The sequence below is a fragment of the Chryseobacterium sp. MYb264 genome, from assembly GCF_035974275.1.
Taxonomy (GTDB): domain Bacteria; phylum Bacteroidota; class Bacteroidia; order Flavobacteriales; family Weeksellaceae; genus Chryseobacterium.
This window is the reverse complement of record NZ_CP142422.1, coordinates 3946420-3967591: the sequence shown is the minus strand read 5'-3', so window position 1 is coordinate 3967591 and position 21172 is coordinate 3946420. Positions and strand designations below refer to the sequence as shown.

Annotated in this window: 17 protein-coding genes, 2 tRNA genes and 1 riboswitch; of the genes, 7 read left to right on the top strand and 12 right to left on the bottom strand. The window is 37.0% G+C overall.

Annotation, left to right across the window (positions count from 1 at the left end; translation table 11 throughout):
- Window position 1: 1 nt before the first annotated feature.
- From VUJ46_RS17220 to VUJ46_RS17210, 3 genes are read right to left on the bottom strand one after another with little or no spacing between them, the layout of a single operon-like run.
- A complete protein-coding gene (locus tag VUJ46_RS17220; protein WP_326981954.1) occupies window positions 2–1597 on the bottom strand; it encodes an SCO family protein in 1596 nt (531 codons plus the stop codon).
- Entirely contained in the window at window positions 1597–4197 is a 2601-nt protein-coding gene (locus tag VUJ46_RS17215) for a tyrosinase family protein (RefSeq protein WP_326981953.1), read from the bottom strand. The genes VUJ46_RS17220 and VUJ46_RS17215 overlap by 1 nt, the downstream gene beginning before the upstream one ends.
- A 19-nt stretch (window positions 4198–4216) precedes the next feature.
- Entirely contained in the window at window positions 4217–4474 is a 258-nt protein-coding gene (locus VUJ46_RS17210; RefSeq protein ID WP_326981952.1) for a hypothetical protein, read from the bottom strand.
- A gap of 554 nt (window positions 4475–5028) precedes the next feature.
- Here VUJ46_RS17210 and VUJ46_RS17205 point away from each other — a divergent pair.
- From VUJ46_RS17205 to VUJ46_RS17180, 6 genes are all read left to right on the top strand, one after another.
- On the top strand, window positions 5029–5349 hold the full coding sequence (locus tag VUJ46_RS17205) for a hypothetical protein (RefSeq protein ID WP_326981951.1): 321 nt from the start codon (window positions 5029–5031) through the stop codon (window positions 5347–5349).
- A gap of 67 nt (window positions 5350–5416) precedes the next feature.
- Complete coding sequence (gene rpsT, locus VUJ46_RS17200; protein WP_326981950.1) at window positions 5417–5671, top strand: 30S ribosomal protein S20; 255 nt, start codon at window positions 5417–5419, stop codon at window positions 5669–5671.
- An 11-nt stretch (window positions 5672–5682) separates the two neighbouring features.
- Window positions 5683–5754: transfer RNA gene (locus tag VUJ46_RS17195), tRNA-Glu, on the top strand.
- A gap of 94 nt (window positions 5755–5848) precedes the next feature.
- Window positions 5849–5920: transfer RNA gene (locus tag VUJ46_RS17190), tRNA-Glu, on the top strand.
- A gap of 1274 nt (window positions 5921–7194) precedes the next feature.
- Window positions 7195–7851, top strand: a complete 657-nt coding sequence (locus VUJ46_RS17185) for a FadR/GntR family transcriptional regulator (protein ID WP_326981949.1) — start codon at window positions 7195–7197, stop codon at window positions 7849–7851.
- Window positions 7852–7909: 58 nt separating this feature from the next.
- Window positions 7910–9115, top strand: coding sequence for an MFS transporter (locus VUJ46_RS17180; protein WP_326981948.1), 1206 nt, complete (start codon window positions 7910–7912; stop codon window positions 9113–9115).
- Between the two features lie 56 nt (window positions 9116–9171).
- Here the strand turns inward: VUJ46_RS17180 and VUJ46_RS17175 are convergent, their stop codons facing one another.
- Genes VUJ46_RS17175 through VUJ46_RS17160 form a run of 4 tightly spaced genes read right to left on the bottom strand, consistent with a single transcriptional unit; the run spans window position 9172 to window position 14842 of the window.
- Window positions 9172–11451 carry a T9SS type A sorting domain-containing protein gene (locus VUJ46_RS17175; protein WP_326981947.1) on the bottom strand — a complete coding sequence of 760 codons (2280 nt, stop codon included), beginning with the start codon at window positions 11449–11451 and terminating at the stop codon, window positions 9172–9174.
- Window positions 11452–11481: 30 nt separating this feature from the next.
- Complete coding sequence (locus VUJ46_RS17170) at window positions 11482–12669, bottom strand: cell surface protein (protein ID WP_326981946.1); 1188 nt, start codon at window positions 12667–12669, stop codon at window positions 11482–11484.
- A gap of 14 nt (window positions 12670–12683) precedes the next feature.
- The gene (locus VUJ46_RS17165; protein WP_326981945.1) at window positions 12684–13820 is read right to left on the bottom strand and encodes a YncE family protein; all 1137 of its coding nucleotides are present in this window, start codon (window positions 13818–13820) and stop codon (window positions 12684–12686) included.
- Complete coding sequence (locus VUJ46_RS17160; protein WP_326981944.1) at window positions 13817–14842, bottom strand: TonB-dependent receptor domain-containing protein; 1026 nt, start codon at window positions 14840–14842, stop codon at window positions 13817–13819. The genes VUJ46_RS17165 and VUJ46_RS17160 overlap by 4 nt, the downstream gene beginning before the upstream one ends.
- A gap of 114 nt (window positions 14843–14956) precedes the next feature.
- Here VUJ46_RS17160 and VUJ46_RS17155 point away from each other — a divergent pair, with 114 nt between their 5' ends.
- Window positions 14957–16297, top strand: a complete 1341-nt coding sequence (locus VUJ46_RS17155) for an IS5 family transposase (protein WP_326981209.1) — start codon at window positions 14957–14959, stop codon at window positions 16295–16297.
- A 7-nt stretch (window positions 16298–16304) separates the two neighbouring features.
- On the opposite strand, the gene VUJ46_RS17150 is transcribed toward VUJ46_RS17155, so the two are convergent.
- From VUJ46_RS17150 to VUJ46_RS17130, 5 genes are all read right to left on the bottom strand, one after another.
- A complete protein-coding gene (locus VUJ46_RS17150; protein ID WP_326981943.1) occupies window positions 16305–17321 on the bottom strand; it encodes a TonB-dependent receptor in 1017 nt (338 codons plus the stop codon).
- A 109-nt stretch (window positions 17322–17430) separates the two neighbouring features.
- A riboswitch (cobalamin riboswitch) is annotated at window positions 17431–17615 on the bottom strand.
- 265 nt (window positions 17616–17880) lie between these two features.
- Entirely contained in the window at window positions 17881–18822 is a 942-nt protein-coding gene (locus tag VUJ46_RS17145; RefSeq protein ID WP_326981942.1) for a transporter, read from the bottom strand.
- Between the two features lie 12 nt (window positions 18823–18834).
- Window positions 18835–19878, bottom strand: a complete 1044-nt coding sequence (locus tag VUJ46_RS17140; RefSeq protein ID WP_326981941.1) for a cytochrome-c peroxidase — start codon at window positions 19876–19878, stop codon at window positions 18835–18837.
- A complete protein-coding gene (locus tag VUJ46_RS17135) occupies window positions 19871–20692 on the bottom strand; it encodes an MbnP family protein (protein ID WP_326981940.1) in 822 nt (273 codons plus the stop codon). The genes VUJ46_RS17140 and VUJ46_RS17135 overlap by 8 nt, the downstream gene beginning before the upstream one ends.
- A 169-nt stretch (window positions 20693–20861) precedes the next feature.
- Window positions 20862–21062, bottom strand: a complete 201-nt coding sequence (locus VUJ46_RS17130) for a hypothetical protein (protein WP_326981939.1) — start codon at window positions 21060–21062, stop codon at window positions 20862–20864.
- Between the last annotated feature and the right edge of the window lie 110 nt (window positions 21063–21172).

Sequence of the window (21172 nt, the reverse complement as noted above, 5' to 3'; positions counted from 1 at the left end):
GTTAATTCATAGAATTTTTAGTACCTGGCAGCCTATGAAAGATCGACATAGCAAGAAAACAAATTTTTGACCAATGCTTATATGAAAGACTATTTAGTATAGCTCCGATAAAAATCAGTATGATACCCGGAATAGCTATGGGTAGCACAGAAAGTAAATATCCTGAACTTACCATTAAGACTCCGGCAAGACTTATCCAAAAAGGGATCAAGCCATTTCTTACTTTTGATTTCCGATAGAGTACGACAAGGTTAAAAATCATGACCAATATAATCAGCGGTGCTATCCAAGGACTATATGGAATAGTTTGGATACCTGAAATACCCAAAGCACTGAGATAAGCAGCCCAGCAAAATGGGCATTTTGGGAAAAAAGCAACCAAAATAGGAAAAGCTACTTGTTGAATGCTATTTGTGATCTTTAGTAGCCACTTATTCTTCGATGATTTATTAATCAGTACATCAAGGTCTTGCGTTACTTTTTCCACATCCCATTGTAAACGAGTGTAAGTTGTTTTAATATGCCCGTTTTGATCAAGCATGTATAGCTCAAGCCTATGTTGATTGACCATAGATGAGACATGATTTACACCTAGTTGAAAGAAATCAGAAAGTAAGTCAAAATCTTCGGGACGCGTTCTTAATAGATGTGTATTGGAACCAAAGGTAATACCTCTGTTTTCACCAAACGTATGCATTTTGGCAGGATCATCATAAGTCGGATCGTAGGTGAAAGCAATGAGTGTTACTTTATCTTCTAATCCTTTTTTCATTAATGCCTTTTGCAGCCATCCCATTTTATTTATGGTTAGGGTACACTTGTTAGGGTTCATGCAGCGGGTATAAAAAAAGGCTATTACCGTAGGTTTATGATCAATGACATCTTTCAGTGGTCTGGTTCTTCCAACTTCATTTTGGACTTCCAAGTCTTCAATGTTGCTTATTGTTCGTGCACGCTTCCACAGCCACGAAGTTTTTGTATCAGTTCGCCCATCTACCTCACAACAACTCAAGTCCAGTTCACGGTCATCGCTCTCGATTGCGTTAATAGTCGCCTGAATTTCTTTCCGTATTTCAGGATTAAAATCAATATTATTATTTAAAAAACTATTGAGTTCTGGCAAGGTAACTTTTGCATATCCACGAAGCCATTGCAATGCACGGAAAATTTCAAGTTTACCACTGGATGGATGACGTAACGGCCACTCGGGTCTAAACTGTGTAAGATCTAGGCTATCATCATGATAGCGCAGGTTGTTTACAGCCTGTATCAAAAAATTAGCATATTGGGCTTTAGGTCGTTTGCTACCACACAATCCTCTTGCTGCTGCAGCAACCATATAAGCGTTTCGCCCATTTTGTAATTCATCCAAAACAAAGTTGATGGCAGAATCGGGTAACCCGACTTCTGCAAACGAAGCTAGGGCATATCCTTTTATCCGGATCATCTGGTAGCCTGGACGTTCACTATACACAGCGTGCCGCTCAGACAAAAGTTCCACCAAAAGGTTTCTGGACAGCTCGCCACTGCGAATGCTGTCCAGTACCTTTCCAATCTCATCTTCAGAGGTATCTTTTGTTAGTTGAATATTACTCATTACTCGTGGTTGGTCCCCTCAATTCTGTCTAGTAGCCTGGCTGCCATCTGTTCTATGATAGTTGGCTCTGATGAAAGTGGCTCGGCAGCAAAAACTTCAAATGAACTGCGAAAATTTGCCTTATTGCCAGCGGATGGATCTATCACCTCTTTCAATATACTTTTCAGATTTTCATTTTCTCTCATTCTGCTTACATCACCTGTGAAAGTAAGCATATTTAATAGTCCAGCTTTAAAGTCCACTTCGTCCGGATCGGGGTTACTGTTCCTGAATAATTTCATACCATCACCGTCTTCTCCTTCTGGTTTTGCAACAATTTTAACGGCTAGATCATTCATAGCTTCAGCATCTAAATGGCGCAGGGACTTTGCGCCAGCCCATCTAATTTCAAAACCTTCTGATTTATTTTTGACAATCTCCCTAAGATAATCTTCATACTCAGGGGCATTATCCAAACCTGCTATTGCGGCTTTCCTTATTTCAGTATTCTGACTCTCTTCAGCTAATTTGTAAAATATTCCTGTATGTTGGTTCTTTGGGTTTTGTCTGAGTAAAAAGAGAGCATCAACAGTTGAGATTAAGGCACTATAATCATTTTCATTTTTAAGTTCATTTTGAACCTGAGCGTATAAAATTTCTTCTACTTTACCATCCCCTTGAGAAGCAAGTATTTCAAATGCCTGTCTGCGAAGTGTTACATTATTACAATACAACAATCCTCTCAATATATCAAAGAAAAACGGTCTGCGGGACGCAAAACTTCGATTAGACCTTTTAGCAGTGAAAATCGTGTGTATTATTTCAGAAACAAATTCTATCTTATTAGATTCTACCACCCCATCAATAGATGATGTTTCTTCCTTGAGTACTTTTAATGCAATATCTAAAAATACTTCACTTGTTTCATCGCTGAGTTTTACAGCTTGCAATCTTATTTTACTATTTTCATTTTTATCTGAAATAATTGATAAAACAGCGGCATTGTCGTTTTTGCTAAAAATCAATGCGGACTTTGCAGATTCCAATCGCTCCTCAACAGTAAGCTTTTTATTTAGGAAAGCCTTATTATATTGTTCTCGGGTAATATATGGTGTCGAAGCCAACAATGTATTATCTTTATTAAAATATGGAATACAATCATAATCAAATCCTAATGTAGATTTTAAATCCATTCTACCTTGGTAATCAATTGTATCTTTGACTCTTGGTGGTTCTTGTGGATAAATAGATATAGGTGACTCAGGAAATTTTAAAAAAAGTTCAGGTACTACCGCACCACCATAACCACTTTCTGCGTATTTTCTCCAAGGACGACTAAGCCGATGAATGGCATCTTTATCCTCACCTGTTAATTCATCTTTTTTTGATCCTCTATACAATCCCCAAGGCCATAGTTCGTCATCTGCAAAGTTGCCAAGATCATAACTATCAGCTTTGAAAAATCCTGCACGAAGATCAAATTTTTTAGGATTCGCATCAGTCCATTTTTCTCCAGCTAAGCCTTCATATGAATAAGGAAGCGGATACGTCTTTGAATGCTCTGCATCAAAACGATCATAAGTGTGTTGCCAAAGAGCCCAGAGTCTGTCCACATTACTGTGCATGAGAAAAAACAAGGGATCCACAGGATCTTTGCCAACATCAACAACTCTTCCATTAAAAGCATTATGAGCGGGATTATGTGATTTCCGCTCTTCAAAAGTGCACCATCTTATAAATTCGTCTGAATAACTAATAATGTCTGATTCATCACTTATTTTAGGATTTGATTTTCCTTCAGCAGGATCTGTATCACGATATGATCTTGTTAATGGCCCCCATATAGTATGGTCTATATAGGGAAACATTGGATTGTCAGGACTAAATTCAGGCATACTGTCATCAAAAGACTGATCATTTTCATCTGGAGTACATTTCTTTATTTTTCCAATAAATTTCTCCGTAAAAACATTTTCTGCTTTATCATCAAATTTCCAATATGGAATGGTTACTTCCTGCCTTACATTTTGCATTTCTCGCTCTAGGTGCATAAGGTATGCACGATGCCAAGGGTGAAAGGACTCGCGGCTATGAATTTCAAATTGTGCATCGTAAGTATGCATCAATACTATTTCATCTAATAGGCTTGATGGCGTTACTGTAAATCTTCCATTATAAGATTCACGTGTGGGGCGGGAGCTAAGATCTACAAATGTTTTTAAAAATAAAGTAATTTCATCATCACTAAGTTTATTTGCATTCTTGCGAACCCGAACCATAATATCTTTCTTTAATTCAAGGTCTGAGTTATTGGATTTCACAAGAATGAACGTATCTTTTTCCGCCACACTAGGATGCCCGAATTTCCCAGCGACATAAAACACTAATTCATTCTTAGTTTGAAAATCATGTTCGATTTTTTGAACTGGAAGTTCACTGGGTGAGTTATTTAGATATAAGTCAATCCGCCCATCTTTATTTTTGTATTCTGGGGTAATGGTTACAGGCATTGGTAAATCTCCGGTATAGCCATCTATCGACAGAGTACACTTTGCAGGTGTCCAACCCACATATTCAGCCTTATCAGATTCAGACCCGTTTATTTGTAGTATAAATTTCATGTTAAATATTTTATATTGGTTAATTCATTTTTAACATGATAAATGAGGCTACAACACCGGCTTTTGCCTGGCCATGCGGCTCTGTTCTGATAACACTGCCTTTTACTTTCATTTGTACCGATTCGCCAAAATCAAAATCGGCAATGATGTCGCCGAAATCAGATTGTTGAATTTTAAGGATACCTTCTCCAAATAACTTAGGGTCGTCATCGGAGTTTGCATTGTTAACAAAGCTTCTGTATAGCCAGTTTCCGGCTAAATCTTTTGGGTTTTGCATGGTAATTGTTTTTTTAGTTTCGCTTACTAATTTACAAATTTATTGAATACGCAAGCTAAATATTTAATTTTCAGCAACTAAGTATCTTGAATATCATTTAATTTTATTATGAACCGTATACACAGACAGCGACAGAACTCACGTATTACCTCTCATTTCGTTCAATCTTGTTCTTCCGAGCTTCAAACCAATCCATCTGTTTGATTTATCATCAATAAACACCTTTTTTTCAGAAGATATATCCATCCCTTTACTGAACTTGAGATAACCAATAAGCAAATCATCGGGTAACAAAAGATCATAATCACAGTAAAGGCTATCTAATTCCTGATCGTTCCGATAAAAAAGATCTTTTAGATTTACTTATTTTTTTCAAAAAAATAAGTATATTGGATTTCAGTTATTTAAATATGATTGTAAAAAAAATCATATTTGAAATTTTGTTGATTAAAAAAAATTACTAACTTTGCAGCCGCTTAGAAGGAATTGAGTTTTAAGAAAAACTATTTAAACAGTTTTTGATTCATCTCTTCAAAAGGCAAAAATTTCATATCATGCCGGATTTAAAAATACAGGAAGCAAAATTGCTTTTTAAGAAAATCCATTCTAACCCCAAAAGTTACGATTTAAAAATCAATGAAGATGGGATATCAGGCAGAGATGATAAAATAAGTTTCAGACTTTACAGGACGGGAGAAAGAGTTGATTTCGAAGTAACGATTGACGAACTTACCTTCACCAATACTACTGGAGAATGGAACAATGCTATGGTTATGCTTTCGAGCACAATCAAGAAAATAGAAAGAGAAGACGAAAATTTTAAAATAGAACAGGCAATAGATAAACTCAGAAAATACTTATCTGAAGAAAATTAAAAATTTTTAAAGAAAAGTTTGGTAGTTTCAAAAATAGTTTATACTTTTGCACTCACATTTGAACGATATGGCAAATCATAAATCAGCATTAAAAAGAATCAGACAAAACGAAGTAAGAAAACTTCGTAACAGATACTACCACAAGACTGCTAGAACAGCTCTAAAGGTATTGAGAAATGAAGAAAACAAAGCTGCTGCAGCTGAGCAGTTGCCGAAAGTTATCTCTTTGTTGGATAAATTAGCTAAGAAAAACATTATCCACAAAAACAAAGCGGCTAACTTAAAAAGTAAATTAACTAAGCACGTTAATAAACTGGCTTAATAAGTATAGCTGGCCCGTTCGTCTATCGGTTAGGACCTCAGATTTTCATTCTGGTAAGAGGGGTTCGATTCCCCTACGGGCTACTACTTAACACTACTAACCGAGTGTTTAGGATAAGAGTTGAAACTTAAAAAAACAAAAAATACTAACCTCGTAATTCATTGCGGTTGTATAGCTGGCCCGTTCGTCTATCGGTTAGGACCTCAGATTTTCATTCTGGTAAGAGGGGTTCGATTCCCCTACGGGCTACTTAAAAGAGATTCATGTTTTGAATCTCTTTTTTTATTTCTTATCCTCATAAATTAATGATTTACTTTTAAGATAATTATGGATTAAGTATGGATCAAGTAGGATCAAGTACAAAAGTTGGGGACCAGGCAAAAAAGTTTAGATACTATAAGATGAAATTTTTTGCTCTCGCAGTTTTGCAAATGATATAGATTCTTTTGCTTGTACTTTACATATTGAACATGAAGCTACCCAAGTTTTTTGACAACTCCCGTTTTAAGTCTCACCAAACCGTTCCACTTATAAAGGGCCGCAAAGGTTAAACAAAGAAAATCAACGATATCATCAGTGAAAATCTGTGCGATATGTGGGAAATAAAAAATTCGTGCATTCGTGGCGATAATATGCGGCGCTCAATTTTATCTTTGATAAAATCCTTGCGCCTTAAAAACATCAGGCATTAAAAATATCTTTGCGCCTTTGCGAAAAACCAACAGAAACAGCCTCATCCACGAAAATCCTATCAATCTATGGGAAATAAAAATATTCGTGCATTCGTGGCGATAATATGCAGCGCTCAATCTTATCTTTGATAAAATCCTTGCGCCTTAAAAACATAAAGCATTAAAAATATCTTTGCGACTTTGCGAAAAACCAACAGAAACAGCCTCATCCACGAAAATCCTATCAATCTATGGGAAATAAAAAAATTCGTGCATTCGTGGCGATAATATGCAGCGCTCAATTTTATCTTTGATAAAATCCTTGCGCCTTAAAAACATCAGGCATTAAAAATATCTTTGCGCCTTTGCGAAAAACCAACAGAAACAGCCCCATCCACGAAAATCCTATCAATCTATGGGAAATAAAAATATTCGTGCATTCGTGGCAAAAAATACATCTAAACAATTTCTCCCCAAGTTTTGAAACTGATCCGATTTTTTGCTCTCGCAGATTTTGCAGATTTTGCAGATTTTGCAGATTCTTTTCCTTACACTTTACATATTGAACACGAAGCCCCGCCAAGTTTTTTGACAACTCCCGTTTTAAGTCTCACCAAACCGTTCCACTTATAAAGGACCGCAAAGGTTAAACAAAGAAAATCAACGATACCATCTGTGGAAAATCTAAAGGCCATCTGCGGGAAATAAAAATATCCGTGTATTCGTGGCAATAAAAAATCACATTTTATGGTAATTTCTACTACCATACTTAACTTTAAACATTAAACTCTGAACTTTAAATTAAATACCCTACCTTTGCAATTCATCAGATGATATGATGTTTTTAATACAATGCAGATTCAAAGAAAGACCTTAGCCGAAGAAGTAGCCGAAAGATTGTTGGAAGGAATTCTGAATGATGATTATATTATTGGAGAAAAACTTCCGATTGAGCCCGAGCTGATGAAAATCTACGGAGTTGGGCGTTCCAGCATTCGGGAGGCGATAAAAATTTTACTAATTAAAGGAATTCTCAGCGTTCAGCAAGGCGTCGGAACTTTTGTTGTTTCTAAAAATGCACAGGAATCTTTGGAAACTCAAATGGATAAAGCAAGGCTTGAAGATGTATTGGAAGTAAGATCGATCCTGGATGCTAAAATTGCAGGAAAAGCGGCAACCCATCGTACAGAAGAAGATTTGACGACTATAAAAATGTATTTAGATCTAAGAAATACATTAGCGACTGAAAGAAAGGCACTGGAATGTTATGAGGCAGATGTGAATTTTCACGTCTCTATCGCTAAAGCCTGCGGAAATAGTTTATTGAAAGAAATCTTTATCATCGCCAGTAAGCATATCCTGAGTTCCTTTGAGCATCGTCATAACAACGACACGGAGCCTTTTAAAATCTCGCAGAATATACATGCTGATCTTTATGAGGCCATTAAAAACCAGAGCCCGGAAAAGGCCGAATTTATTGCTCAACAAATTGTTGACCGAATTTATTAATTATAAAAATTTAATCCAATTCATCAGATGACCTGATGAATTTTAAAACCCTATTCCTATGGAAAATGTAAAGGCAACAACAATTGACACCACGAAAATTGTCTACCCTATCCTATTTATGATCAGTTTTTCACATTTCCTGAATGATCTGATCCAATCTACTATTCCTTCACTCTATCCCATTCTGAAGGGAGAATTTAGCTTATCTTTTGCTCAAATTGGAATTATCACATTGGTATTTCAATTAACGGCATCCATTTTACAGCCTTTTGTGGGAATTTATACCGATAAAAAGCCTAATCCGAGATCACTGGCAATTGGGATGGGATTATCCATGGCGGGACTATTACTGTTGGCGGCAGCACATCAATATTATGTCATTCTAATCTCCGTCGCACTGATTGGAATGGGATCTTCCGTTTTTCATCCGGAAGCCTCACGAGTAGCACAATTGGCATCCGGTGGACAAAAAGGATTGGCACAATCGATTTTTCAGGTAGGCGGAAATTCAGGAAGCGCCATCGGACCTTTATTAGTCGCTTTAATTGTTCTTCCTTTGGGACAAGGTTACGTAGGAGTTTTTGCCATCGCAGCATTTATCGGAATTATTGTATTATGGAGAATCGGAAACTGGTATGCTGAGAGATTATCGTTAAAGAAATCAGGCAAGCATCCAAGCGATATTATTGAAATACAATTATCACGAAAGAAGGTCATTTTTTCTGTAACGATTTTATTGGCTTTAGTCTTTTCAAAGTATATTTATCTGGCTTCCATGACGAATTATTTTACCTTTTTCCTAATGGATAAATTCCATATCTCGGTAAAAGATTCTCAGCTATACCTCTTCCTGTTTCTTGCTGCTGTGGCAGTCGGAACCATTTTGGGCGGAAAATTAGGTGACCGATACGGAAGAAAAAAAATCATCTGGATCTCTATCTTGGGAGCAGCACCATTTACCCTTTGTTTACCTTATCTTCCTTTATTTTGGACGATTATTTTTGCCGTTTTAATCGGACTGATCATTGCTTCGGCATTTTCAGCAATATTGGTATACGCAACGGACTTAATGCCTAATAAAATTGGATTGGTAGCCGGATTATTCTTCGGATTTATGTTTGGAATGGGAGGAATAGGATCTGCCGTATTGGGAGCTGTTGCCGATGATACTAGCATTGAGTACGTCTTTAAAATCTGCGCTTTTTTACCGTTGATGGGAATCATCACAGCATTTTTACCCAATATCAAAGGAAGAAAAAAATAGCCTCCACCACAGGCAAGAGGTGAAGGCTAAAACAAACTTGAATATGCTGATAAAAATTATTTCTTCATCAGTTTTTGTTGATAAACTGCTTTATCCGTAACAATCTTTACGATATAAATCCCTTTTGCAAGAGTGCTTATATTTACTTGCCCATTTTCGAATTTAGCATTCACTAATCTTCCGGATGCATCAAAAATAGAAACATTTACCACCTTATCCTGTGTCTTGATATTCAGAATATCAGTCGCAGGATTAGGGTAAATGCTTAGTTCAGTTTTCTTCACCTCAACAGTTGATAAAACTCCGCTTGTCGCATTCACTGTCAGCGTTTTTTCTACCACTTTACCGTTTGAGTTGAAACTTATTACCACCTCAGCAGTTCCGTTTCCTTGTGGTGTTAAAACCAATTCATCATTCAAATTAATTACCGCAGAAACTATATTTGGATTGCTGTTTGATTTTACGGCTTTTACAATAGAAGCAGCGGCATTATCATCATCTGTAACGATTGTTTTTAAATCGATCGATGTTGCGCTGTTTACATTAATCTGAGCCGGGAAAGTTGCCGCAACTACAGGATTTGTATTATCCGGGAAAACAACTACAGCCGGGAACCAGTAATAATCGTTTAATTTTAAAGTGTTGGTTAAAGTTCCTGTATTATTATAGGTATGAACCCAGTTGTTTTGATAATGAGCTCCATAACCGTATTCTGTAGTGTTAAGAATCAATTCATCTGTTGTTGGATTCACACGCAGTGCCGCTCCGTAAGGAATTTGAGGAAATGATCCTGTTTGCCCAGGAATCGTTGCAAAATTTTCATTGAATGTTTTGGTAGCTACATCAAACTTCACAATCTGTGTTCCTGAAGTGAAGCTCCCTGTTCCGTTGATCCAATACAAGGTATTATTTTGCTTACTTGCCGTAAAGCTCCCGGCATTCCAGGCTCCCCAAGATGTAAAATATTTGGTAGAGGGAATATCATACGCTGTGGTTGCAAAAGTTGTCGGATGAATATTGACCAGTTTCTGTTCCATAATTGCCCAGATACTTCCGTCTTTAGCCTGAACAATAGAGTTGAAAGCTCCTGAAATTGTCTGAATTACGGTATCTGTATTAGGATCAATAACAAAAATTCCGGCTGCCTGTTTTACGGCAAAAACATATTGAGAAGTTCTGATCATATTCCCGATCTGTCCTGCATAAGCACTTCCACCACCTGTTGTAGGAATGAGAGACCCTACCTGCATATTATCAATATCAAAAGTATAGATTCCGTTAGAAGCTCCAATATATCCTTTATGTTCGTTAACGCCTAAAAAAGACCTTCCGTCTCCCCCGCCAATCGTATTAAAACTGGCAATTTTTTGCATGGTTTGTGCATTGGCAACCACTAATCTTCCTCCTGGTGCGTATTGTGTGTCGCCACCATCAGCAGCCTGTTTAGAAACAAAATAGAATTTATCTCCGTAAATTGTTCCGAATTGCGTTGTTGCTCCGAAAGCTTCATTATTATTCACATTGCTGTAAATTCTGTAATTAACGGTTCCATTGGGATTAACAAAATTTACAGAACCATTGGTATGACCGAACCATTCTTCATTTACAATAAAATAGCCGTTGGTAAAGTCTGTAGAATTTACATAAGGTGAAACCGGAGTTAATGTAGAAGAAATAGGGAAAGAATTCATATCAACATAAAAATTCCAAACATCGCAAGATCCGTTTTCCAGCTGTCTGTTAGAAGCACCTAATCCTGAATATCCAAAGTCGGTATCAGTAGCGTCTTTTACCCAATACGACCAATACCCGGTTGTCCAGCCGGATTTCCAGTGGTCGTTGGTATCTGCCGCGGTATAGGAATCAAAATCATATTCCGAAGAATTAATAATGCCATCTGACGGATACAACGGATACATCGTGTCTCCGTTTTTGTACAATGCGTTGGAATTAATTCCATTTAAATCAAAACCAATTCCGCCAACAGCCGTACCAAACTGAGTTCCCTGTCTCAATAACGTATAAAATCTGTGATCTGCTTTCGCGATGGCTTTCAGCATATCTTCACCTGTCGCTGTACCATTCCATCTGAACCCCCATACCAAGGCATCAGGATTTTTATTATCATTCCACTGAACCACCAAAGCGGCTTCGTTGGTTCCGGTTCCTACCCAATATTGGATATCAGAAAACGGCAAAGTGGTAGTGGTAAGGTTCTGACTTTGCGCAGCTAAATTCTGCGGAAGGTCATTTCGGGGCACACCCTGTACTTTTATCTGCGCATTGGTAAAGCATGCAAACAGAAAAAGCAATGTAAAAAGATAAAACTTTTTCATTTTTATTTAATTTTAGAGATAATATTAAATTTATTTGAGATGTAAATCATACGCTCCGGCAACTTCCGTAGAAACTTCGCCCAGCCATCCTGCTTCCTGATTGACACCGGTATATACTTTCACAAAATCGACTCCCGGAAGTTTTACATATTTCCCGTTTCGGTCTACCGCCCAGGAAATATCGATATTGGAGGCTTCGTCATTGTTCGGAGCATTGTCTGCATATCCAAAATCGTAGGATTTTCCTACCCAATACGTTCCGCTTCCACTTTGGTCGTGAAAATTATCCTGAAGTCTGGTTCCTGAAAAACCGTAAGATTGATCAGAAAGCCATAACGGATAATAGCTTTGGCTATGGAAGGTATTCTTTGTTTTAAATCCAGAATTCCCCTTATTATCCTCCCATTTGATGTACTCCACATCGGTTTGCCAATACTCATTCCCCGGAACCGGAACTTTATTACTATTGGGTTTGAAGTAAGTTATTGTATAGTCTTTTGTTGTTGTATTTTTAAAATATTCGCTTCCTGCAATTTCGTACCATTCATTATCGTCCGGCTTGCCGTTTTTATTTTTATCATAAGCCACCATGATGATTCCCGGCTCGCAAGATCCTGCGCGGTCTGTAGATCCGTTGGCAAAAAAAGCATTTCCCAGCACTTTAAAATCTCTGCCATTCATATTGGGAATCGTATGATCGAATCCGAACACCACATATCCGCCGTAGCCACCAAGGGTAACCATTGAAGAGTTGCCTCCCACGAGATAATCATTGGCTTTCTGAATCATCGCTGCCGAATTATTTCCGTTTTCATACTCCGGAATATCATTGATAAACTGACCGACCGCCGGTTTAAAATCTAAAACCTTAGAAATATATTTGCTATAATTTCCGGTCTCTTGGTTGACGATGATTTTTGATTTATAAGTCTGAATATTGCCATTCCTTTCAACTTTCAGCGTTAAAGGATAGGTATCAACAGTCGGACTGATAAATTCCAGCTCTGAATTTTGTGAAATAATAGAATCATTAATACTCCATGTTACGTTTGCTGATACGTTTGTAGGAATACTCAGGACTTTAAAACGGTCAATAGAATACGATTCTTCAAGACCATTAAAAGTAAAATCGTCGTCATCACTTTTACAGGCCGAAATTCCTATAAACAATACGGATAAAAGTGAGATTTTTATATATTTAAAGTAATTGTTCTTCATTGTTAAGGATTTAATTATTTATACAAAAAAGCAAAGTGCGCCGGAATATTTCCGCCCTCTGTTTTCCATTTGAATTTTCCGTTTTTATCAAAACAGTAGACATATCCTATAGAAACATAATTTCGGGCATCCGTTATATAAATATCTTCTGTAATAGGATTCACGGCAATTCCGTAGGGTGTTTTGATGGCATCTATATATTCCTGATCGATAATTTGGGTGGAAATAATTTGTTCGGTCTTCACATCTATTATTCCGAAAGACTTTTTATAAGTATGGGTATTGTAATTAAATTCGTTTCCGTAGAAATACAATTTATCATTCACAATCGTCATTTCACTTACAGAGAGGTGAAAATCTTTTTTTATACTTCCTGTTGTTGCATCTATTAAAAATAAAGTAGAAGGAACTGTATAATAATCACCTCTGGAGCTTACATACAGATCTCCATAACTGTCTTTCTTCAAGCGATGAAGGTTAATAGCAACATCTATTTTCTTGGTTTCTGTGAACGAATTCAAATCAATTACAGAAACCGTTTTATCATAATTTGGAACCATATACCCTCCCGAATTGGCCACGAAAAGCTGATTCCCCACAATCTGCATTTCCTCTGGCTGATAACCTACGGTCACCTGTCGCTGGACAGACAGTGAAACGGTATCTATTTCCACTACCTTACCTTTCGGAGCATTAGGATTAATATCTACAGGACCCGCATAGCTGCTTGCATAGGCTTTTCCATCTTTGAAAGTGATGTATCTGCAATTCTGCAACGGGATTGTCTTAATACGTTTTGCTGTTTTGGCATCCAGTACTTCAATTTTATTAGAAACATTCACGATCACATACATTTTACCGCCATAGATCTGAATATCATTTCCTACGTCTCCAAGCTCTTTCACCACATTTGGATTGATTTCTGCATAGATATTTCTGTGATAGGTCCCCGTGGAATAATCAAAAAAATCCAGGGTGCATTTATTACTTCCCATATTCCCTTCATTCAATACATAAAAACCTTTAATGGCTGTATTTTCAGGTTTCGCAAGACCTTCTTCTACCTCAGCACGTACTATAATTTCATCTGTACGACATGAAATAAGAAGAATAAATATTGAAAACAATAGAAAAAAGTTTAGCTTTTTCATAGTGTATAATTTAAAATAAGTTTAAAATTTCTTCCAGGCATGGGATAATTAATAACCACATCATAATATTGATTAAAAACATTATTCACTTCAAGGCTTACCTTAAATTGCTGCCTATGCCAATTAAACTTCTTCTGAACCGAAAGATCATGGGTATACCAAGGCTGCACTTCATTAACCTTGATATTATCCTGATTCCCATCATACCTTTTTCCTACATACATTGCACTGTAATTAAAACTCCAATCTTTATAATCTGCCATTAAGGTGAAAGTTCCGCTATGCCAAGGCGTGTAAGGAATTTGATGTTTATAAAAACTATCTTCAGGATCACTCATATCTTTTGCACTTTGGTAAGTATAAGACAATAAAGGTTTTAAGAGTACATTTCCTGCTTGCAATTCTGCCTGTACATTTACATCAGTTCCAATAATCTCCACCAACCCAAGATTCATCATCAGCCATCGAAACATGCTTCCGTTGGGCGCAGCAATGATTTTATCTTCTACTTTATTGTAATAGCCATCTACCTTCACATACAAATTTTGAAGAATTGCCTTACTAAAAGATTTTTGATAGGTAAAACCGATATTGTATTGATTGGTATATTCAGGTTTTAAGTAGGTATTCCCTATACTCGTATAGTACAGATCATTGAAGGTGGGCATTCGGAAAATTCTTTTATAGAAAGCTCTAAGGGTAAGTTCAGGAATTATTGCAGGCTGATAGCTCAAAAATAATGCGGGTGTCCACTCTCTTTTATCTGGAGATTTCGAATTTAATTCAACTTTCTCCTGCACAAATGTTCCTAAAATACTTCCTAAAAATTTAAACCTCTCCCATTGATAGGTGGTTGCCAATGCCACAAGTGAGGTATAACGAGTAGGATAGGTAAAATTGATTAAATCAGCATCCAGATGATTATACTGGAAGTCACCGCTCACACTCAAATCCCAATTAGGAGTAATAGAATATAAATTGGATGATGAAATATAAAACTCTTTTTGAATATAAGTAGTCATTCCTTAAAAACCAAGTAATATTTTGATTATCAGTTTTTATGCACTTATATTTCGTAAAAAATCGTTGTAAAAAATTGCAATAAATTGTATTTTTAGGATATAAAAAGTGGCAAAATGTTAGGCAAAATAAGAGAGGATTTACAGCAGAATTTATTCAAGACCAGGCTTACGGAGCTTATTAATATGGAGCATCCGGTGGTAAAATTAGCTGGGGAGATTTCCTGGGATAAAATGGAGTCAGAGTTTGAGAAATTATTTTCAGAAAACGGAAGACCTTCTATTGCTATCCGTAAAATAGCAGGAATGCTTTTGCTCAAGGAAATGTTTAAAGAAAGTGATGAAAGTGTAATAGAGAGATGGATTGAGAATGCGTATTGGCAATATTTTACCGGAGAAACCTTTTTCCAGACAGAGCAGCCTTTCGATCCGAGCAATTTTGTACACTTCAGAAAAAGAATTGGAGATAAGGGTTTGGAATTTCTTTTGGGACAAAGCGTTTCTCTCCATCCCAAAGCCAAAACAGAAGATGAAGTTCAGGTAGATACGACGGTTCAGGAGAAGAACATTACCTTTCCTACCGATGCCAAATTAGCAAAAAAAGTAATCGACAATTGTAGAAAAATAGCAGAAAAAGAGAGCGTTGTACAAAGACAAAGCTACAGAAGAGTGAGCAAACAATTATTGCGGGACGCTTTTTTTGGACATCATCCCAGAAGACAGAAGAAGGCAAAAATGGCGAGGAAAAAGCTCAGGACGATTGGTAAAAGAGTTCTTCGGGAATTGGAAAGAAAACTTCCTAAAGATGTTTTGAAAGGCTACGAAGACGTTTTTAAAATTTACCTTAAAGCACTCACCCAAGAACGTACCACGAAAGATAAAATTTACAGTCTTCACGAGCCACAAGTTGCGTGTATTGCGAAAGGAAAATCGGGAAAAGCATACGAGTTTGGGACAAAAGTAGCAGTAGTAAGAGGTCGGAAAACAGGGATCATCAGCTCGGTAAAGAGATTTTCTGGCAATCCTCACGATAGTAAAACTCTTGAAGAATCATTGGCACAGAGTGAGAGGGTAAGAAAATCCGTTGGCGGAACAAGACCTACGAAAGCCACTACAGACAGAGGATTTAAAGGAATCAAAGAAGTGGAAGGAACAGCAATTTTGCTTCCCGCAAAAAAAGAAAAAACAAAATATGGGCAACAAGTAGCCAGATTAAGATTCCGGGCAAGAGCAGCCATAGAACCTTGTATCTCTCATTTAAAAAGAAACCACTCCTTAGGATTAAACTTCCTGAAAGGAGTGGCTGGAGATATTAATAATGCATTATTAGCAGGGATTGGATACAATTTGAAGATGAGATTGAATCAAATCAAACAACAAATTCTTCTTTGGCTCGAACTTGTTCTCCGAATCTTTTTAGGCAAATATAATTTTCAAAGTCAAAAAACAGCTTTTTAAGGAGCGACTAAGTATTATCTGAATACTTGATCAACTGTGACTGAACGGTATCCAGAAAACGGGTATAATCGTATGCAAATTTCGCTTTCAGCTGAGTCTCCAGTTTTGGAAATAGCTTTTTTCTTAGATGAGCCTGCACAAAATAATTTTCATCCACCATTCTGGAACCTCTTGCGTCAAAACGCCCGTTAACTATAGAACCAGGTAAGCCACGATTAGAAATATATCCATAACCACGAACGTTCCAGTTCCCATTATTTAAATTCCCGTTGATGGATGTTTCAAAACGTTTCGCCCTCAAATCCGAATCCTGCCTTTTAGCAATCGTATCATACGCCTGCTCTCCGTCGGGAAACTTTTTGGCATAGCGATATCTGTAAACACCATCACTTTGCAAAAACTCAGAACTAAAACTTGCAGAAATCTTTTGCGATAATTTTTGTTCTAAACGAAAAGATGGATTAAATAAGTCAATAGAAGCATTTTTCAGTCTTATGACAAAATTTGTCTTTTTATTCCCCTTAAAAGAAGGTGTTTTAGGCTGCAAGTAAATTGAACCTGATGAGCCGAAGTCTTTTGCCGATTGAAAAATTTCGCTTTTCTGACCGTTATACAAAGAAATTTCTTCCAGATCATCTAAGGAATATCTTCCCAAATCTACCAGCCCGTTTTGAGCATTTCCCAGCTGTATCCCGTCATAGAATACACCTACATGCTGGCTTCCAAGGCTTCTAACATTAATGGTTTTCAAACCACCTATTCCACCGTAATCTTTGATCTGAACTCCTGAAAAATACCTCAGCGCATCGGCCACCGACTGACTGTTGAGCCTTTCCAGTTGTTCTCCAGAAAGCGTTTGCGCAGGAAGGATCTCTTTAAAATTCTTTTTATAAATCGTAACCGGAAGAATGCTTTTCTCCTTTACCGTGTCTTTTTTGGATTGTGAAAACAACCATGGCGCTGTTAACACAAAAACTGCGAAAACAACCTTATAAAGTTGAGATGTAAGAACTTTTGCCACCATTAGCTCATTTAGATCATGATGACGCTAATGGATATAAGAATACACCGATAAAGCGCAGTCGTAAACCACACAAGATCAATGATGTCCTAAGCTTTATTCCACGAAAGCGTCAAACGTTTATGGTCTGGCAGGTCTTCTGACTTACTCCGTTTTTGAAATCCTTCCCATTAAAAAACAGTGGATATGATCTTCAAAAACTTTGGTGTGGAGCTTACAGCAGCGGGTCTGTCCCGGATTTTCACCGGATTCCCTTTTAAGCGCTTTTTATGGCTCACCAGATTTCGGCAAAGATAGAAAATAAATCATAGAAACAAAATTGAATTTAATTCAATGATTTTCAATCGAATAAATCCTAAAATTGATTTATTGAACTATATTTTTTTTAACGCAAAGTTTTATTTTTGTTGTGAATATTTTTAAGGAGCAAAGAATGAATCAATTAAAATTGATTTGATGAAGCGAACGTTTTTATAGAGCTTCATCAAACAGCTTTGCTGTTCAACTTTGCTCCTTTAAATAAAAAGAAGTTTAAATAAATCTTTTCGTTTAAAATATTCTCTTAAATCCCAAAATTAACGAAAACACTAAAACGCGATTTCGCCTGAATATCGCCGCCCGCCAAATTGGAATATACCGGAAGCATGACTTCACTTCCCAAACTGATTTTTTTATAGGAAGCCTCAAAACCCAGCTTTCCATACAAAGCACTTCCTGCTGTTCTTGGCAGTGCTTCATTAAACTGTTTATTTTGATCAAAAACTTCTCCTTGCAAACCCGTTTTTCCGGAGAAAATGAGTCTATCATTCTCCACAAACTGATAAAAACCGGTTGCAGCATAATTCCATTGATTTCCGAAATTATAATGCTTTTTATTTTCTGTCTTAATGGTGTAATCGGTGTTCAGTAAAATAGCCAGTTTATTTTTCTGAAATTTATAATTGAGTACCATCTGGTAATCCCAGCTCCCTGTTCCCAGCTGAAAACTTGGATTTACCCCCGTAATTCCCTTTTCATCAAATTTCCCTAACGGAACTTTTATTCCTACCCCCCCATTCAGCTGATGGATATTATTCTTGGAATTTAGCAGTTGATAGATTCCCATCATATTAAAATCTCCGATTCCGTTGATATTTATATCTCCCTGCAAGGTCTGCTTCTCGTGAAAATGAAACGGTAAACTTCCATAAACACTCAGTTTTTGCGTTACCGGAATTCTTGCCCATAGCTGAATTGTATTAAAATACTGATCCTGAGTTAAATCTTTTACAAACAGATTTTCTTTGGCTTTATAATGCTGGGCAAAATATTTTATTCCAATAAACTGAGGATTCAGTAAAGATTCAAAACCTGATGAGCCGTTTCCAGCTCCGCAACCGCAGGCGTCACAATCATCAAAAAAAACTTGATGAACCTCATCAGGAATATAAAGACTGTCATTCTTAGGTTTCGCCTGATTTAAATTAAACAAAATCAAGCTTATAATTAAAAATATTTTATTCATGTTTAAAAAAAATTATTCCGCAAATTTTGGATTAGAAATGAAATTTTTATCAGATAACGTTTTCAGGAAAGTGATGATGAATTGTTTTTCCTGCGCATTCATAGAAATTCCGGGATGATTATTTTGCTTTAACTGAGGATCTAAATTGGGGTTATCTTCCACATTATCCGAGTAGAAATTCAACACCGCTTCCAAAGTATAAAACCTGCCGTCATGCATATAAGGCGCTGTATATTCAACATTTCTTAAGCTCGGAACCCGGAATTTCATCCAATCCACCTGTTCCAGCGTTACGCGATAACGTCCCGCATCTTTAAACTGCGTATTATAATACATCCCGGTATTTCTAAAACTTTCATCGGTAAATAATTCTCCGCTGTGACATGATGAACATTTCTGTTGAAATAAATTCATTCCTTGCAGTTCTTCTGAAGAAAAATTTTCTTTCCCTTGCTTCATACGGTCATATTTAGAATCTGCAGAAATTAAAGTGACCATAAATTGCGATAATGCCTTTAGAATTCTATCTCCGGTAATATTTTCATCCCCATATGCTGCTTTGAATAATTTTTTATACTTCGCATCTGCATTTAATTTGGAAACAATTTCCGGAATAGAACTGTCCATTTCATTCACGTCTGTGATCGGACTGATCGGCTGTTCGTTCAGGTTATGAATGACCCCGTCCCACATATACCGCTTTAAAAAAGCCATATTCTGGATGGGCGGTGCATTTCGGATACCGATTCTGTCGTCTACCCCATGACTGACCGTGTGGCCATGATGGGTGAAAGCATTTTCCTGAATATGACAGAAGCCGCAGGAAATCGTATTATTTCGTGAAAGCCTACCTTCATAGAATAATTTTCGCCCCAACTCCACTCCATTTTTCGTCAGAGGATTTCCTGAAAGATCAAATGTCATTTTCGAAAAATAAGAAGGATATTCCAAAGTATAAGGCTCGTCTTTCTCCATGGGTTCAATTACCTCATCCGTACAGGCAGCTAAACTCAGAAAAGATAAGATGAAGATCCCGATTTTACATAATTTAATCATTGTGAACGTGATCTACTTTAAACATTTTGGTCAGGTTATTCGTTACATTCACCAGATGCTGGCTGGAACCCATCATCATGTCATTTACCGAATTAAGACTCAATGTATTTTCGCCGCTTAAAAACTGATTCAGATCTGCAAGAATATGGATGGAAGGCGTAATCTGTGTGCTTACTCTTGCAGTCGTTGGTAAATCCAAAGTAATTTCGCGGTAAAGATCGGGCGTATTGTTGGCGGTTACATTTCCCATATTTCCGGTGTGATTCATAAATTCTGTCTGCGGAGAAGCGGTTCCGTATTTTCCTTCGAGCTTTACGAAAACATAGCCCGCCGCCCAAGACCAGGTCATTCCTTTCTCTTTGGCTTTAGTCCAGAATTCCGCCTGCCCGTCCTGCCCCAACAAGTAGGCATTCTGGCTGAGTCCCAACCCGAATTTTACTTTTTTGTAATTTCTTTTGGGAACTGCATCGAGATTAATGTAGACGATTCCCGCCACTGCATCGGCCTGATCGATGATAAAAGCACCTTTATCGGGATTATTTTCGTTGTATTTGAATTCATTTCCGGCTTCATCAATGAGACTAATGTTGCTAATGATATACTTTAAAGCAGAAAAGTTATGTTTTTGTCCTTGTGAAGAAGTCTGAGTGGTTTGATTCAGCACAATATCCCCGAGATTATTGAAGCCGTTTTCAAATTTGATCTGTAGTTTTCCGGGAGTTGCATCTTGGGATTCGTCTTCGTCGTTATTTCGGCATGACGTAAAAGTGAATAAAATAAATACTGCTGAGAGTAATGATAAAAATCTGTACATTTTTTAATTTATTTTTTAGAAGTAAAATATTGTGAATTCAGCAGCATCGACTTGATTTAAAAGCTATTTTTTCTTTTGTCTTAACACAAAAGAAACAAAAAGTCAAGACTTGGAAACTGAATGCTAAAAATTAAAAATCAATCCTAAAATCCCCAAAACTTGCGCGAATTCAATAGTCTGTCTTCGTAACCGAATAGATCTCGCGCTTCGGACAGTGGGAATTTTTTAACGGATGTATTTTTAATTTTCTTAACGCTTCATTTTCCGAAGTCGTTTTCATGGGGCAAGAGTTGATATTTTCTCTTTCTTTACCATTAAAAAACTGACTTCTCTGTGAATTCACGTTACAATAGGTTGATTTGACCTCCATCGCGATAGGGATGGAAGCGGTTATCCTTTTTTTGGATTCTGACGCAAGGAAGAATCTAAAAAAAGATAAGAGCGGACAGCCCGACCCCGAGCGGCTGGAAAAGCCAGGGA

What these genes read in the sequence shown, in the direction of transcription:
- VUJ46_RS17220 (WP_326981954.1), bottom strand. Translation starts at nt 1,597, where the DNA reads ATGAGTAATATTCAACTAACAAAAGATACCTCTGAAGATGAGATTGGA.
- VUJ46_RS17215 (WP_326981953.1), bottom strand. Translation starts at nt 4,197, where the DNA reads ATGAAATTTATACTACAAATAAACGGGTCTGAATCTGATAAGGCTGAA.
- VUJ46_RS17210 (WP_326981952.1), bottom strand. Translation starts at nt 4,474, where the DNA reads ATGCAAAACCCAAAAGATTTAGCCGGAAACTGGCTATACAGAAGCTTT.
- VUJ46_RS17205 (WP_326981951.1), top strand. Translation starts at nt 5,029, where the DNA reads ATGCCGGATTTAAAAATACAGGAAGCAAAATTGCTTTTTAAGAAAATC.
- rpsT (WP_326981950.1), top strand. Translation starts at nt 5,417, where the DNA reads ATGGCAAATCATAAATCAGCATTAAAAAGAATCAGACAAAACGAAGTA.
- VUJ46_RS17185 (WP_326981949.1), top strand. Translation starts at nt 7,195, where the DNA reads ATGCAGATTCAAAGAAAGACCTTAGCCGAAGAAGTAGCCGAAAGATTG.
- VUJ46_RS17180 (WP_326981948.1), top strand. Translation starts at nt 7,910, where the DNA reads ATGGAAAATGTAAAGGCAACAACAATTGACACCACGAAAATTGTCTAC.
- VUJ46_RS17175 (WP_326981947.1), bottom strand. Translation starts at nt 11,451, where the DNA reads ATGAAAAAGTTTTATCTTTTTACATTGCTTTTTCTGTTTGCATGCTTT.
- VUJ46_RS17170 (WP_326981946.1), bottom strand. Translation starts at nt 12,669, where the DNA reads ATGAAGAACAATTACTTTAAATATATAAAAATCTCACTTTTATCCGTA.
- VUJ46_RS17165 (WP_326981945.1), bottom strand. Translation starts at nt 13,820, where the DNA reads ATGAAAAAGCTAAACTTTTTTCTATTGTTTTCAATATTTATTCTTCTT.
- VUJ46_RS17160 (WP_326981944.1), bottom strand. Translation starts at nt 14,842, where the DNA reads ATGACTACTTATATTCAAAAAGAGTTTTATATTTCATCATCCAATTTA.
- VUJ46_RS17155 (WP_326981209.1), top strand. Translation starts at nt 14,957, where the DNA reads ATGTTAGGCAAAATAAGAGAGGATTTACAGCAGAATTTATTCAAGACC.
- VUJ46_RS17150 (WP_326981943.1), bottom strand. Translation starts at nt 17,321, where the DNA reads ATGGTGGCAAAAGTTCTTACATCTCAACTTTATAAGGTTGTTTTCGCA.
- VUJ46_RS17145 (WP_326981942.1), bottom strand. Translation starts at nt 18,822, where the DNA reads ATGAATAAAATATTTTTAATTATAAGCTTGATTTTGTTTAATTTAAAT.
- VUJ46_RS17140 (WP_326981941.1), bottom strand. Translation starts at nt 19,878, where the DNA reads ATGATTAAATTATGTAAAATCGGGATCTTCATCTTATCTTTTCTGAGT.
- VUJ46_RS17135 (WP_326981940.1), bottom strand. Translation starts at nt 20,692, where the DNA reads ATGTACAGATTTTTATCATTACTCTCAGCAGTATTTATTTTATTCACT.
- VUJ46_RS17130 (WP_326981939.1), bottom strand. Translation starts at nt 21,062, where the DNA reads ATGGAGGTCAAATCAACCTATTGTAACGTGAATTCACAGAGAAGTCAG.